Origin of the sequence: Burkholderia sp. ZZQ-2, from assembly GCF_050768715.1 — a bacterium.
GTDB classification, from domain to species: Bacteria; Pseudomonadota; Gammaproteobacteria; order Burkholderiales; family Burkholderiaceae; genus Burkholderia; species Burkholderia cepacia.
Map to the genome: position 1 here is coordinate 38301 of NZ_LDVA01000366.1, position 13290 is coordinate 51590.

Consider the following 13290-nt stretch of genomic DNA (forward strand, 5'->3'; position numbering starts at 1 on the left):
GTCCGGCCGGAGGGAGAACGGGATGAAAGCAAAGGTAGTGGGCCGGTTCGCAGCGCTCGCGCTGTGCGTGGGTGCATCGGCGGCAGCGGCGAAGGATACGCAGCTCAATGTCTATAACTGGTCGGACTACATTGCGAAGGACACGATCCCGAACTTCGAGAAGCAGACGGGCGTCAAGGTTCGCTACGACAACTACGACAGCGACGATACGCTGCAGGCGAAGCTGCTGACGGGCAGCTCGGGCTACGACATCGTCGTGCCGACCAGCAACTACGCGGGCAAGCAGATCGCCGCCGGCATCTTCGCGCCGCTCGACAAGTCGAAGCTGCCGAACCTCAAGTACCTCGATCCGCAGCTGATGGCGCTCGTCGCCGGCGCGGACCCGGGCAACAAGTTCTCGGTGCCCTGGGCGTACGGCACGACCGGTCTCGCGTACAACCTGACGAAGGCGCAGCAGGCGCTCGGCAAGGTGCCGCTCGACAACTGGGACATCCTGTTCAAGCCGGAAAACATCTCGAAGCTGAAGACCTGCGGCGTGTCGGTGCTCGACGCGCCCGACCAGATGTTCGCGGCGACGCTGCACTACATCGGCAAGGATCCGATGAGCACGAACCCGGCCGACTACAAGGCCGCGATGGAAGTGCTGAAGAAGATCCGCCCGTACATCACGCAATTCAACTCGTCGGGCTACATCAACGACCTGGTCGGCGGCGACATCTGCTTCGCGTTCGGCTGGTCGGGCGACGTCGTGATCGCGAAGCATCGCGCGATCGAGGCGAAGAAGTCGTACAAGGTCGAGTACTACATTCCGAAGGGCGGCGCGCCGGTGTGGTTCGACGTGATGGCGATCCCGAAGGACGCGAAGAACAAGGAAGCCGCGCTGGAGTGGATCAACTACATCGAGGATCCGAAGGTGCACGCGGCGATCACGAACGCGGTGTACTACCCGAGCGCCAACGCCGAGGCCCGCAAGTACGTGCGGCCCGACGTCGCGAACGACCCGGCCGTCTATCCGCCGGCCGACGTCGTGAAGACGCTGTTCCTGCTCAAGCCGCTGCCGCCTGAAATCCAGCGTCTGCAGACGCGTCTGTGGACCGAGCTGAAGTCGGGCCGCTGACGCGAGCCGGCGTTCCCAGCAGTCATGAAGCCCCTGGTGCCCCCGGGGGCTTTGTTCGTTCAACGCAGGAGAGATGCAGCACATCATGAATAGCCAGTCGGGTGCGCCGGTCGCGGGCGCACCGTCCTCCGTTTCCTCCTCCGGCGCCGATGCGCGCGCCGAGAACTTTGTCCAGATCGTCGACGTCGTCAAGAAATTCGGCGACACCGAAGCCGTGCGCAGCGTCAACCTGACCGTGCGCCAGGGCGAGCTGTTCGCGCTGCTCGGCAGCTCGGGCTGCGGCAAGTCGACGTTGCTGCGGATGCTCGCGGGCCTCGAGACGGTCACGTCGGGCAAGATCCTGATCGACGGCGAGGACCTCGCGCAGATGCCGCCGTACAAGCGGCCCGTGAACATGATGTTCCAGTCGTATGCGCTGTTCCCGCACATGTCGGTCGAGTCGAACGTCGCGTTCGGCCTCAAGCAGGAAGGCACGCCGAAGGCCGAGCTGAAGGAGCGCGTGGCCGCGGCGCTCGAACTCGTGCAGATGACCAAGTACGCGAAGCGCAAGCCGCACCAGCTGTCGGGCGGCCAGCAGCAGCGCGTCGCGCTGGCCCGCTCGCTGGTCAAGCGCCCGAAGCTGCTGCTGCTCGACGAGCCGATGTCCGCGCTCGACAAGCAGATCCGCCAGCGCACACAGATCGAGCTCGTCAACATCCTGAACAAGGTCGGCGTCACCTGCATCATGGTCACGCACGACCAGGAAGAAGCGATGACGATGGCCAATCGCCTCGCGGTGATGAGCGAAGGCCAGATCGTGCAGATCGGCTCGCCGAACGAAGTGTACGAATACCCGAACAGCCGCTTCTCGGCCGAATTCATCGGCTCGACGAACCTGTTCGAAGGCGTGACCGTCGAGGACGAACCCGACCACGTGTACATCGAATCGCCGGAGCTGCCGAGCCGGTTGTACGTGAGCCACGGGATCTCGGGCCCGCTCGGGATGCCGGTCACGGTGTCGGTGCGCCCCGAGCGGATCGCGCTCACGCGCAAGCCGCCCGAAGGCGCGTTCAACTGGGCGCGCGGCCGGATCGGCAACGTCGCGTACATGGGCGGCTATTCGCTGTATCACGTGAAGCTCGACGGCGGCAAGACGGTGATCGCGAACGTGTCGAGCCTCGCGATTTCGGAGCTCGACACGCCGTCGCTCGGCGACGAGATCTACGTGCGCTGGAGCGCGACTGCCGGCGTGGTGCTGACGTCATGACCTCGTTCAAGTCCATGCTCTCGTGGCCGGTGCGGCGCTTCAACCTGACGGGCGCCACGGCGGTCGTGGCCGGCCCGTTCACGTGGCTCGTGCTGTTCTTCCTCGTGCCGTTCGTGCTGGTCGTCAAGATCAGTTTCGCGGAGCTGCAGCTCGGCATCCCGCCGTACACGGAGCTTGCGTCGTACGCCGACGGCGTCGTGCACGTCGCGCTGAACCTGTCGCACTACGCGTTCCTGTTCACGGACAGCCTGTATTTCGCGACCTACGTGAACTCGGTGTGGGTGGCCGCGATCACGACGCTGCTGTGCCTGCTGATCGGCTATCCGATGGCGTACTACATCGCGCGCTCGAACCCGGCGACCCGCAACCTGCTGATGATGGGCGTGATGCTGCCGTTCTGGACGTCGTTCCTGATCCGCGTGTACGCGTGGATCGGCATCCTGAAGAACAACGGGCTGCTGAACAACTTCCTGATGTGGATCGGCCTCACGCATACGCCGATCGAGCTGTATCGCACCAACTACGCGGTGTACATCGGGATGGTGTATTCGTACCTGCCGTTCCTCGTGATGCCGCTGTACGCGCACCTGGTGAAGATGGACCTGCGTCTGCTCGAGGCCGCATACGACCTCGGCGCGAAACCGTGGAAGGCGTTCGTGCAGATCACGCTGCCGCTGTCGAAGAACGGGATCATCGCGGGCTGCCTGCTCGTGTTCATCCCGGCGGTGGGCGAGTACGTGATTCCCGAGCTGCTCGGCGGCGCGAACACGCTGATGATCGGCCGCGTGATGTGGAACGAGTTCTTCAACAACGCAGACTGGCCGATGGCATCGGCCGTGACCTGCGCGATGGTGCTGCTGCTGCTCGTGCCGATGGCGATGTTCCAGCACTTCCAGGCGAAGGAGCAGGGAGGCCGTCGATGAAGCCGAATCGTTACCTGCAGTTCGCGGCGCTGTTTGCCGGCTTCGCGTTCCTGTACATCCCGATCATCAGCCTGATCGTCTATTCGTTCAACGAGTCGAAGCTCGTCACCGTGTGGTCGGGGTTCTCGTTCCGCTGGTACTCGGCGCTCGTCGAGGACGACGAGCTGCTGACGGCCGCATGGCTGTCGCTGAAGATCGGCGTGCTGACCGCGTTCGCGTCGGTGATCATCGGCACCTGGGCCGGTTTCGTGCTCGCGCGGATGGGGCGTTTTCGCGGTTTCGCGCTGTTCAGCGGGATGATCAACGCGCCGCTCGTGATTCCCGAGGTGATCCAGGGGATTTCGCTGCTGCTGCTGTTCATCGAACTGGCGAAGTGGATCGGCTGGCCGGCCGAGCGCGGCATCTTCACGATCTGGCTCGGCCACGTGATGCTGTGCATCTCGTACGTCGCGATCATCGTGCAGTCGCGCGTGCGCGAGCTGAACCCGTCGCTGGAAGAGGCCGCGCTCGATCTCGGCGCGACGCCGCTGAAGGTGTTCTTCACGATCACGCTGCCGCTGATCTCGCAGGCGCTGATCGCGGGCTGGCTGCTGTCGTTCACGCTGTCGATCGACGACCTCGTGCTGTCGGCGTTCCTGTCGGGCCCGGGCTCGACGACGCTGCCGCTCGTGGTGTTCTCGCGTGTGCGCCTCGGGCTGAACCCGGAGATGAACGCACTCGCGACGCTGTTCATCGTCGCGGTGACGGCCGGCGTCGTGATTGCGAACTTCGTGATGCTGCGCCAGGAGCGCAAGCGGATGGCGGGGTTCGCGACCTGACGCCTGAACGGCGTCTGCCATGAACAACGCCCGGTGCCGACGACGAGTCGGGCCGGGCGTTTTGTCTGGCGCGACGGGAGAAAGGAATTGAAGATTTCGGAATTGCTTGGTGCAAGCCTGACTGCCGCGATCGTGGCAGGCTTGTTGATCGGCATTGTGTCCGTCAAGGATTTCGGCGAAGTTTCGATCTTTTTTTCCGCTGTGGCTTTCACGGTTGCATTTCCCGTGGCAATGCTGCTTTCGTATCCGGTCTATCGGGCCAGCACGCTGCTTCCTCGGAGGGCGGTATTGCCGATGCTGGTCATCGTGGGCGGTGCGGCTGGATTGACCGTTCTTGCGGTTCTGACACAGGCAGTCTGGCCGGACATCGCAGGGAACGGAGAAATGGCCCTGCTGTATGCGGCAATCGGAATGATGTGTGCGGTTTCGGCGCTCGGGTATGTCGAGCGATCCGGGATTGCCGGCAGGCTGCGCAAATGGCTCGAAAGGCCGAATTGACGGCCATCCAGCATCTGCCTTGACGACGACGGCGCGTCGCGCCGTTGGCCGGTGGCGCCCGCGATAAAAAACGCCCGGTGCGGACGTCGAGTCGGCCGGGCGTTTTGTCTGGCGGCGCTGCGCGTCGATCGGCGCCGGTCGGTACGCGATTACGCGCCGAACGCCGCCTTCGCCAGCAGCCCGAGCGCGACGCACACGAGCACGGCCGCGAACCCGGCCTGTACGTGCCGCGCGGCGAGGTGTCTCGATGCGCCCCGACCGGCAGCCATGCCGAGTGCGGTCGCGACGGTGAACCACAGCGTCACGTCGAGCGGTGCACGCGTGCCCGACACGAGCGTCGCGAACACGCCGCCGGTGCCGACCAGCGCGATCACCATCAGCGACGTCGCGACCACCCCATGCATCGACACGTTCGTGAACTTGCGCAGCATCGGCACGATCACGAAGCCGCCGCCGACGCCGAGCAGCCCCGTCATCAGGCCCGTCATCGCGCCGGTCGACGCCAGCGCCACACCGACCGGCCAGGACCACACCAGCCGGCCCGTATCGGGATTCACGCGGCCGACGCACAGCGGCGACGCGTCGGCGTCGACCGCCGTATGCCGCAGCGCCTGCCGCAACAGGCGGCCGGCGACGACCAGCATCGTCAGTGCGAACAGCGCGAGCAGCAGGCGCTGCGGCAACACGTGCGCGAGCCGTACGCCGAGCGTGGTCAGCGGCACGCCGGCCACCGCCATCAGCAGTGCCGCGCGATAGCGCACGAGCCCGCGGCGGAAGCCTTCGAGCGCGCCGAGCGCCGCGCTGCCGGCCACCGCGACGAGCGCGACGGGCGTGGCCTGCTGCATCGGCCAGCTCATGCCGACGACGAGCGCGGGCACCGCGAGGATGCCGCCGCCGGCGCCGGTCAGGCCGAGCACGGCGCCGACGAAACCGCCCAGTACGAGGGAAATCAACATGACGTCATCGGGCTCCGGTCAACGCGCGATCGCGGGTTTCGCGAGCCATTCGCGGCCCTTGAGCATCGCCTTCCAGTAGAGCGGCGGCAGCACGCGTTCCTTGAGCAGCCACGCGAGCCGCGACGGGCGCTTGCCGTCGATCAGCCACGCGGGGAAGGTCGGCGCGACCTTGCCGCCGTACAGGAATTCGGCGAGCACGATCTTGCCGCGCTCGACGGTGAGCGGGCACGAGCCGTAGCCGTCGTATGCGGCGTCGCCGTGCGCGCGGCCGAGCGACACGAGCAGGTTGTGCGCGACGACGGGCGCCTGCTTGCGGGCGGCCGCGGCCGTTTTCGCATTGGTCGTGTTGGTGGCGTCGCCGAGCGCGTAGATGTCCGGGTACTGCCGGTGGCGCAGTGTCGCCGGATCGACGTCGATCCAGCCGGCCGCATCGGCGAGCGGGCTCGACCGCACGAAATCGGGCGCTTTCTGCGGCGGCACGACGTGGATCATGTCGAACGAGCGCACCACGGTTTCCTTGCCGCCGTCGGGCAGTGCGCGCGCGAACGTCGCCCGGCGTGCCGGGCCGTCGATCGAGACGAGGTTGTGGCCGAACGACAACGCGATGTCGTAGCTTTTCACGTACTCCATCAGCGCGGGTACGTAGTCGGCGACGCCGAACAGCGCGCCGCCCGCATTCAGGAACTCGACGTTCGCGGCCTCGAGGCGGCCCGCGCGTCGCCAGTGGTCGCACGACAGGTACATCGCTTTCTGCGGTGCGCCTGCGCACTTGATCGGCATCGGCGGCTGCGTGAAGAGTGCGTTGCCGCCGCGGAACGCGCGCACGAGTTCCCACGTGTACGGCGCCAGGTCGTAACGGTAGTTGGACGTGACGCCGTTGCGGCCGAGCGTGTCGGCGAGGCCTTCGATCGCGTGCCAGTCGAGCTTGAGCCCCGGGCACACGACGAGCTTGCGATAGCCGATGCGGCGGCAGCCGTCGAGCACGACCGCGTGCGCGTCGGGCTCGAAGCCCGCGACGGCGGCCTGGATCCGGTGCACGCCGCGCGGCAGCACGTCGGTGATCCGGCGTGCGGTGGTCTCGGGGCGGAACACGCCCGCGCCGACCATCGTCCAGCCCGGCTGGTAGTAGTGGACGTCGGCCGGATCGATCACCGCGATGTCGAGCGACGCGTCGCGTGCGAGCAGGCTCGACGCGACCGCGATGCCGGCCGCGCCCGCGCCGACGATCACGATGTCGTGCCGCGCGTCGACGGCCGGTGCCGCCTGCTTGTTGCCTGGCACGACACGCGACGCGAGCGCGTGCAGGTCGTAGCCGGCCGCGGCGGCCGTCGCGACGATGTCGGTCAGCGGGCGCAGGCCGGCTTGCGACAACGCCCACAGCGTGGCCGAACGCATGCCGCTGCGGCAGTACGCGAGCACCGGGCCGTCGATCGACGCGACGAGTGCGCCGAATTGCGCGGTCTGGTCGTCGGTCACCTTGCCCGTATCGACCGGCAGGTAAAGCACGTCGATGCCGAGCGGCGCGGCGGCCGCGCGGATTTCGGTGACGGTCGGCTGGTCGGGGCCTTCGCCGTCCGGGCGGTTGCAGATGATCGCGCGGATGCCGGCTGCTTGAAGCGCGGGCAGGTCGGCCGTCACGATCTGCGGCGAGACCGACAGCGCGTCGGTCAGCTTGCGGATGGAGGTCATGTCGGGGTCTCGGTTGGGGCGCCGGCGCTCAGATCGCGTCGAGCGGGATCTTCAGGTAGCGCACGCCGTTGTCTTCGGGCTCGGGCAGGTGGCCGGCGCGCATGTTGACCTGCACGGACGGCAGCATCAGAACGGGCATGGCGAGCGTGGCGTCGCGCGTGGTACGCATCGCGACGAAATCGTCCTCGGTCACGCCGTCCTTCACGTGCACGTTCGCGCGGCGCTGCTCGGCCACGGTCGTCACGAACTGCACGTCGCGGCCGCCCGGCTGGTAGTCGTGGCACAGGTACAGGCGCGTGTCGGGCGGCAGGCAGAGCACGCGCGCGATCGAGCGGTACAGCGTGCGCGCGTCGCCGCCCGGGAAGTCGCAGCGGGCCGTGCCGTAGTCGGGCATGAACAGCGTGTCGCCGACGAATGCCGCGCGTTGCGTCGCGTCGTCGATGCAGTAGGTCATGCAGGCGGGCGTGTGGCCCGGCGTATGCAGCGCGCGGATCGTCAGCGTGCCGAGCGCGAGCGTGTCGCCGTCGTCGAGCAGCCGGTCGAACTGGCGGCCGTCCTGCGCGAAGCCGGGGCCCGCGTTGAACAGCGTGCCGAACACGTGCTGCACGCGGCGCACGTGCGAACCGATCGCGATCCGGCCGCCGACGTGTTCCTTCAGGTACGGCGCGGCCGACAGGTGGTCGGCGTGCACGTGGGTTTCCAGCAGCCAGTGCACGTCCGCGCCGAGTTCGGCGACGCGGGCGATCAGCCGGTCGGCGCTGGCGGTGCGCGTGCGCCCGGATGTCGGGTCGTAGTCGAGCACGCTGTCGATCAGCGCGCATGCGCGGCTCGCGGTATCGAGCACGAGATAGCTGACGGTGTGGGTCGCCGGGTCGAAAAAGCCTTCGACCGACAGCGTGGTGGCATCGCTCACGGGGTGTCCTTGATCGGGTTCTGCATCTGCAATCGCGATCTGTAACTCAAGAAGCGTGCCAGCCTGCGTCGCGGCACCGGCCGATCTGCCAGGGATTTGATTCGACGCGGGTTTTCGGCGCAGGCGCGGCGAAGCACGGGCGTCGCCGGCGTTCGGTTGCCGCTGCCGACTGCCACTTCTGGCAGTGTCGTGGCAGAATTGGCAGTCCGCCTGGCAGTGCACCTGCCAGTTCGTCAGGCATCTCCCTCACCGAGCGTCCGCATGAATCCGCACGACACCATCCCGATCGTCCCCGCGCCGCGTCGCGACGTCATGCCCGACGTGCGCGCGCTCGTCGCGTATCTCGAGCAGGATCCGCAGCCGATGATCGTCGTCGATCCCGATTACCGCATCCTCGCGGCGAACGATGCGTACCGGCGCCAGTTCGGCGTCGCGGGCGTCGAGCACGTGGGCCGGCACTGCTTCCAGGTGTCGCATCACTACGACGTGCCGTGCGACCAGGCCGGCGAGCATTGCCCGATGAAGCAGGCGCTCGAGTCGCGCGGGCTGAACCGCGTGCTGCACATCCATCACACGCCGCGCGGCCCCGAACACGTCGACGTCGAATTGCGGCCGATCTTCGATGCGCACGGCAACGTGATCGCGTACGTCGAGCGGCTGACCACGGTGCGCAGCGCATCCGCGCAGCCGAGTGCGGAAGGGCTCGTCGGCGGCGCCGACGCGTTCAATGCGGCGCTCGGTGCACTGCAGCGCGTCGCGCCGTCGATGCTGCCGGTGCTGCTGCTCGGCGAATCGGGCACCGGCAAGGAGCTGTTCGCCCGTGCGCTGCACGAGGCGAGCGATCGCGCGATGGGGCCGTTCGTCGTCGTCGATTGCTCGGGGATCGCCGAGACGCTGTTCGAGAGCGAACTGTTCGGTTACGAGAAGGGCGCGTTCACGGGCGCGAACCAGCGCAAGCCGGGCCTCGTCGAGACCGCGCAGGGCGGCACGCTGTTTCTCGACGAGATCGGCGACGTCCCGCTGCCGATGCAGGTGAAGCTGCTGCGCCTGATCGAGTCGGGCACGTTCCGCCGCGTCGGCGGCGTCGAGGTGCTGCGCGCGGACTTCCGGCTGGTCGCGGCGACGCACAAGCCGCTGCGCGAGATGATCGACGACGGCCGGTTCCGGCAGGATCTCTACTACCGGATCAACGCGTTTCCGATTCCGCTGCCGGCGTTGCGCGAGCGGCGCGGGGACGTCGCGCTGCTGGCCGAATCGATCCTGCGGCGAATCGCGAACGCGCGCGCCGGCGCGGGCGAGACGGGCGCACGGCCGTTTGTCCTCACCGAACGCGCGCGTGCGTGTCTCGATGCCTATGCGTGGCCGGGCAATATCCGCGAGCTGCGCAACGTGCTCGAACGCGCGTGCCTGTTCGCGGACGACGGGACGATCCGGGTCGAACACCTGCCGGCCGAGCTGGTCGCCGCATCGGCGGCGCCGCAGGACCGCGCGGCCGATGCGCGCGGCGTGTCGGACGCGGAGCTCGTGCGCATCGCGCGCACGTTCGACGGCACGCGCAAGGCGCTCGCCGAGCAGGTCGGGATGAGCGAGCGGACGTTGTACCGGCGGATGAAGGCGCTCGGGCTCGGGGCGCGCGAGCGCTGAACGGGCAGGCGGCGGGCGGCTGGCAGAGGCACGCGGCTGTGTCGATAATGACGCGTTCGATCCTGCTTCCACCTCGCCGATGAAGAGACGCTTCCTTTCGCCTTGCCTGTTTCTTGCCGCCACTGCGCTGTGCAACCTGGCGCAGGCCGCCACCGAATACACGTGGACCGATGCGGCCGGCGCACATGCGGTGACGCTCGTACGCACCGCGTCCGGCGACGACCTCGAGCTCAAGGTCGCCGCGACGCTCGACGGCCGGCCCGACTGGACCGTGCGCGACTACGTGAAGGCATGTCCGGTCGACGTGATTCTCGACGTCGTGCCCGCATCGATCGAGATGCGCGACCTGCTCGGCAACGGCCGCAAGCAGTTTCTGTTCGCGTACAGGATCGGCTGCCGCGGTGACGTCAGCGCCGACCAGGTCAAGTACTTCCTGATCGACCAGGGCACGAAGTACGTGCTGCGCGGCGAGGAAACCGTCACGGTCAACGGCAAGTTCATGGACGGCGGCGCGGCGCCCGTGCCGAATGCGGACCTGAAAGCCCGACCTGCGTTTCTGCGCTACATGACGAAGCACTGGCACGCGATCAGCGCGCGCGACTACCGATAGGCGTGCCCGGCGATCGTGACGGCGCGTTCGACACGCGCCTGTTGGGGGTGGATCAAAACTGTCGAACAATAAAAAATCATGGTTCAACGGCAATTAATTATCGTTTTACGATAATTTCAGACGTACAATCGACGCTCGTTCATTCGTCGTCGAGGACACGTCATGCATTCCGATCGCATCGCCCGTATCAGCCAGCAGATGGCCACCGTCACGCTGTGGTTCATCGTCGGCATGCTGGTGCTCAACGCCGCGTGCTGGGCGTTCCCGTCACTGAACGCGGCGTCGGGGCCCGGCCTCGTATTCGGCCTCACCGATTCGGTGATCTCGAACCTGCACGTGGATGTCGCCGCGTTCCCGTGGTGGCAGAAGGCGGTCGGCATCCTGCTGTCGAGCGTGCCGCTGATCGCGCTCGCGAACGGCCTGCGTCATCTGCGTGCGCTGTTCCGCACCTACGCGCGCCGCGACTATTTCTCCGCGCAAGCGGCCGGCCATCTCGGCAAGACGGGCCGTGCGATCGGGATGTGGGTGCTGCTGAGCCTGCTGTGCGAACCGCTCCTGAGCGTGTGGGCGACGCTGCGCGAACCGGTCGGCCATCGCGTGGTCAGCATCGGGTTCAGCCTGCCGTACGTGGTCGCGCTGTTCACCGCGGCCTGCATCGCGGTCATCGCGCATATCCTCCGGCAGGCGAGCGAACTCGATGCCGAACATCGGCAGTTCGTCTGAGGCGCGCCATGTCGATCGTGGTCAAGCTCGATGTGATGCTCGCGACGCGCAAGGTCCGCTCGAAGGATCTCGCGGCGGCGGTCGGCATCACCGAACAGAATCTGTCGCTGCTCAAGCAAGGGAAGGTCAAGGGCATCCGTTTCGCGACGCTCGAGGCGATCTGCCGTTATCTCGACTGCCAGCCCGGCGACCTGCTCGCGTTCAGCGATGACGGTGTCGGCGAGCCGGATTGACGCATCGCCATCGCGGCTGGCCGGCGTGGCGGGGCGGCGCCGGCCGCGCATCGTCGCGCTGGCTGTCGTCGCGTCCGTATCGATTCACCTGCTCGGATGGTTCGTGCTGCAGCGGACGTCGACGCTGGCCGGCCCGAACGCCGGGGCGCGGCCCCGGCTCGCGCTGCGCGTCGAACTGATTCCCGCGCGGCCGGTGCCCGCGGCGGGCACGCATGACGCCGGGCGAACCGGGCGCGCCGCGAGTGAGCGTGGTGCCGAGGGCGCCGTGTCATCGACGAAACGATCCGCCGCGGTTGCGGTGTCGCGCATGACGAAGCGGGCGTCTTCGAATACGGGGGGCATTTCGCGTCGGCAAGATGAAACGCCTGCCGGCGCAATCGCGACCCGACGTGAACCCCATTCCGAGAACGCACCAAGCCCCGATCTCGACTGGCGCCGCGATCTGGACGCGATCGGCTCGCGGCATGCGGCGGCGCGCAGTCCGGCGCAGGCGGCAGTCGGGGCATTGGGCGCGTCGTCCGGCGGCGTGGCCGCGCGCCGTGACACCGTCGATGCGAGGCTGGCCGACGGCATGTCGAATGCCCGTCGCACCGACTGCCGGCACGCGTATTCACGCGCGGGCCTGCTGGCGTTGCCGATGCTCGCGCTGGATGCGGTGCGCGACACGGGCTGCAAATGGTGAAGCGGGCGGCACGCGGGAACCCCGCCTGCCGCCCGCACCTTCATGCGCTCAGCGCGCGGGCGCAAGCTGCGCCATCGCCTCCCGCACGAAACCGATCAGCGTGTCGTCGACCCACGTATCCTGCGTCAGTGCAGGCTCGTTCATCATCGCCGCGCGGAATTTCGCATGCGTGGCCGGATCGTGGCCGGCATAGCTGCAGAACAGCTCGAGCCAGCGCTGCGCGAGCGCGCGGCCTTCCGGCGAAGCAGGTCGGGCGCCCGCATCGATCGCGTCGCGCACGTCGCCCATCAGTTGCGGCCATTCCATCGCGCGTTCGCCGTAGTGCGCGCGCATGAAGCGGATCTCGTCCGGCGCGAGGTACTTCTCGAAGATCCGCATCTTGTTTTCGGACGACGCACGCAGCACATAGTCGCGCAGCGCAGTCGAAATGCCGATCTTCGACTGCATCGCCGGTTCTTGCTCGTGCATCAGGTTCAGCTTTGCCAGCAGCCGCGGGTCGTTGTTCGTGTCGCGCACGAGCAGCTTCATCCAGCGACTGGCGAGCGCACGGGGGCGTTCGTCCTCGGCGGGTACGCCCGCGTCGTGCAGCGCGCGCACTTCGTCGACGAGTGCGATCCATTCGGCGTCGCCCGCCTGGCTTTTCTGGTACATCGGCAGGCGCGCGAGTTCTTCCTCGGAAAAATATTTGTCGTACACGGTCATCAACTCCAGTGTGGTGAGCCAATCGGCCAGCTCCGGCTCCGTGCCCGCGGCGAGCTGCGCATGCAGGCTCACGAGGCGCTCGCGCAGCTGCGCGGTCTGCGCGAGCTGACGGTCGAGCAGCGCGATCTGCTTTGCGACGAGATCGACGAGCGGGGTGCCGGGCCGGTTCAGGTGATCGCCGATTTCGGTGAGCGACAGGCCGAAGCGACGCAACGCCTGGATTTGGTGGAGCCGGGCGATGTCGTGGCGGTCGTACAGCCGGTAGCCGTTGTCGGCGCGCGCCGAAGGCGTCAGCAGACCGATCGCGTGATAGTGATGAAGCGTGCGGACGGTCAGCCCGCTGCGTTTCGCCAGTTCTCCCACTTTCAGTCGCATTCGTTCCTCCGTTCGGTACGCACACTGGAGTCTCGAACGTTACGCTACGTGAGGGTCAAGCGGAAGATGGGGAAGCGTGCGCGCGGGGATTCCGCGCGCACGCGATGGCGGGGCGGCTTATTGCGGCGAAGGCGGCGTGTCGGTGGCGGCGGTATCGGCGG

Annotated in this window: 14 protein-coding genes; 10 read left to right on the top strand and 4 right to left on the bottom strand. The window is 67.4% G+C overall.

The genetic code is table 11. The features are described 5' to 3' along the window. Window positions 1-22 precede the first annotated feature (22 nt). From ABY44_RS37540 to ABY44_RS37560, 5 genes are all read left to right on the top strand, one after another. Window positions 23-1117: a polyamine ABC transporter substrate-binding protein gene (locus ABY44_RS37540; RefSeq protein WP_027787297.1), complete on the top strand. Its 1095-nt coding sequence runs from the start codon at window positions 23-25 to the stop codon at window positions 1115-1117. 85 nt (window positions 1118-1202) lie between these two features. Next, window positions 1203-2363: an ABC transporter ATP-binding protein gene (locus ABY44_RS37545; protein ID WP_027787298.1), complete on the top strand. Its 1161-nt coding sequence runs from the start codon at window positions 1203-1205 to the stop codon at window positions 2361-2363. Continuing rightward, a complete protein-coding gene (locus ABY44_RS37550) occupies window positions 2360-3286 on the top strand; it encodes an ABC transporter permease subunit (protein WP_027787299.1) in 927 nt (308 codons plus the stop codon). Before ABY44_RS37545 ends, ABY44_RS37550 begins: the two co-directional genes overlap by 4 nt. Next, the gene (locus ABY44_RS37555; RefSeq protein WP_027787300.1) at window positions 3283-4104 is read left to right on the top strand and encodes an ABC transporter permease subunit; all 822 of its coding nucleotides are present in this window, start codon (window positions 3283-3285) and stop codon (window positions 4102-4104) included. Before ABY44_RS37550 ends, ABY44_RS37555 begins: the two co-directional genes overlap by 4 nt. Window positions 4105-4191: 87 nt before the next feature. Continuing rightward, complete coding sequence (locus tag ABY44_RS37560; protein ID WP_431643554.1) at window positions 4192-4602, top strand: hypothetical protein; 411 nt, start codon at window positions 4192-4194, stop codon at window positions 4600-4602. 149 nt (window positions 4603-4751) lie between these two features. Here ABY44_RS37560 and ABY44_RS37565 read toward each other — a convergent pair whose 3' ends face one another. From ABY44_RS37565 to ABY44_RS37575, 3 genes are read right to left on the bottom strand one after another with little or no spacing between them, the layout of a single operon-like run. Further along, window positions 4752-5558 carry a sulfite exporter TauE/SafE family protein gene (locus tag ABY44_RS37565; RefSeq protein ID WP_060174542.1) on the bottom strand — a complete coding sequence of 269 codons (807 nt, stop codon included), beginning with the start codon at window positions 5556-5558 and terminating at the stop codon, window positions 4752-4754. Window positions 5559-5576: 18 nt separating this feature from the next. Further along, window positions 5577-7247 carry a bifunctional protein tyrosine phosphatase family protein/NAD(P)/FAD-dependent oxidoreductase gene (locus ABY44_RS37570; RefSeq protein ID WP_060174541.1) on the bottom strand — a complete coding sequence of 557 codons (1671 nt, stop codon included), beginning with the start codon at window positions 7245-7247 and terminating at the stop codon, window positions 5577-5579. A gap of 28 nt (window positions 7248-7275) precedes the next feature. Beyond that, window positions 7276-8160 (bottom strand): MBL fold metallo-hydrolase, encoded by an 885-nt coding sequence (locus ABY44_RS37575; protein WP_060174540.1) that lies wholly within the window; start codon window positions 8158-8160, stop codon window positions 7276-7278. 261 nt (window positions 8161-8421) lie between these two features. Between ABY44_RS37575 and ABY44_RS37580 the strand changes: the two genes are divergently transcribed. The 5 genes from ABY44_RS37580 to ABY44_RS37600 all read left to right on the top strand — a co-directional run bounded on the left by ABY44_RS37580 (window position 8422) and on the right by ABY44_RS37600 (window position 12052). Then, window positions 8422-9804: a sigma-54 interaction domain-containing protein gene (locus ABY44_RS37580; RefSeq protein WP_060174539.1), complete on the top strand. Its 1383-nt coding sequence runs from the start codon at window positions 8422-8424 to the stop codon at window positions 9802-9804. 79 nt (window positions 9805-9883) lie between these two features. Beyond that, window positions 9884-10414 carry a M949_RS01915 family surface polysaccharide biosynthesis protein gene (locus tag ABY44_RS37585; protein WP_059696656.1) on the top strand — a complete coding sequence of 177 codons (531 nt, stop codon included), beginning with the start codon at window positions 9884-9886 and terminating at the stop codon, window positions 10412-10414. 162 nt (window positions 10415-10576) lie between these two features. Beyond that, entirely contained in the window at window positions 10577-11137 is a 561-nt protein-coding gene (locus tag ABY44_RS37590; protein ID WP_048022805.1) for a DUF2975 domain-containing protein, read from the top strand. An 8-nt stretch (window positions 11138-11145) separates the two neighbouring features. Then, entirely contained in the window at window positions 11146-11370 is a 225-nt protein-coding gene (locus tag ABY44_RS37595) for a helix-turn-helix domain-containing protein (RefSeq protein WP_027787308.1), read from the top strand. After that, window positions 11345-12052: a hypothetical protein gene (locus tag ABY44_RS37600; RefSeq protein ID WP_060174538.1), complete on the top strand. Its 708-nt coding sequence runs from the start codon at window positions 11345-11347 to the stop codon at window positions 12050-12052. Before ABY44_RS37595 ends, ABY44_RS37600 begins: the two co-directional genes overlap by 26 nt. Before the next feature lie 48 nt (window positions 12053-12100). Here ABY44_RS37600 and ABY44_RS37605 read toward each other — a convergent pair whose 3' ends face one another. After that, window positions 12101-13129, bottom strand: a complete 1029-nt coding sequence (locus tag ABY44_RS37605) for a MerR family transcriptional regulator (protein ID WP_059696660.1) — start codon at window positions 13127-13129, stop codon at window positions 12101-12103. Window positions 13130-13290: the final 161 nt, after the last annotated feature.

What these genes read in the sequence shown, in the direction of transcription:
- ABY44_RS37590 (WP_048022805.1), top strand. Translation starts at nt 10,577, where the DNA reads ATGCATTCCGATCGCATCGCCCGTATCAGCCAGCAGATGGCCACCGTC.
- ABY44_RS37585 (WP_059696656.1), top strand. Translation starts at nt 9,884, where the DNA reads ATGAAGAGACGCTTCCTTTCGCCTTGCCTGTTTCTTGCCGCCACTGCG.
- ABY44_RS37595 (WP_027787308.1), top strand. Translation starts at nt 11,146, where the DNA reads ATGTCGATCGTGGTCAAGCTCGATGTGATGCTCGCGACGCGCAAGGTC.
- ABY44_RS37580 (WP_060174539.1), top strand. Translation starts at nt 8,422, where the DNA reads ATGAATCCGCACGACACCATCCCGATCGTCCCCGCGCCGCGTCGCGAC.
- ABY44_RS37540 (WP_027787297.1), top strand. Translation starts at nt 23, where the DNA reads ATGAAAGCAAAGGTAGTGGGCCGGTTCGCAGCGCTCGCGCTGTGCGTG.
- ABY44_RS37570 (WP_060174541.1), bottom strand. Translation starts at nt 7,247, where the DNA reads ATGACCTCCATCCGCAAGCTGACCGACGCGCTGTCGGTCTCGCCGCAG.
- ABY44_RS37600 (WP_060174538.1), top strand. Translation starts at nt 11,345, where the DNA reads ATGACGGTGTCGGCGAGCCGGATTGACGCATCGCCATCGCGGCTGGCC.
- ABY44_RS37565 (WP_060174542.1), bottom strand. Translation starts at nt 5,558, where the DNA reads ATGTTGATTTCCCTCGTACTGGGCGGTTTCGTCGGCGCCGTGCTCGGC.
- ABY44_RS37605 (WP_059696660.1), bottom strand. Translation starts at nt 13,129, where the DNA reads ATGCGACTGAAAGTGGGAGAACTGGCGAAACGCAGCGGGCTGACCGTC.
- ABY44_RS37550 (WP_027787299.1), top strand. Translation starts at nt 2,360, where the DNA reads ATGACCTCGTTCAAGTCCATGCTCTCGTGGCCGGTGCGGCGCTTCAAC.
- ABY44_RS37545 (WP_027787298.1), top strand. Translation starts at nt 1,203, where the DNA reads ATGAATAGCCAGTCGGGTGCGCCGGTCGCGGGCGCACCGTCCTCCGTT.
- ABY44_RS37555 (WP_027787300.1), top strand. Translation starts at nt 3,283, where the DNA reads ATGAAGCCGAATCGTTACCTGCAGTTCGCGGCGCTGTTTGCCGGCTTC.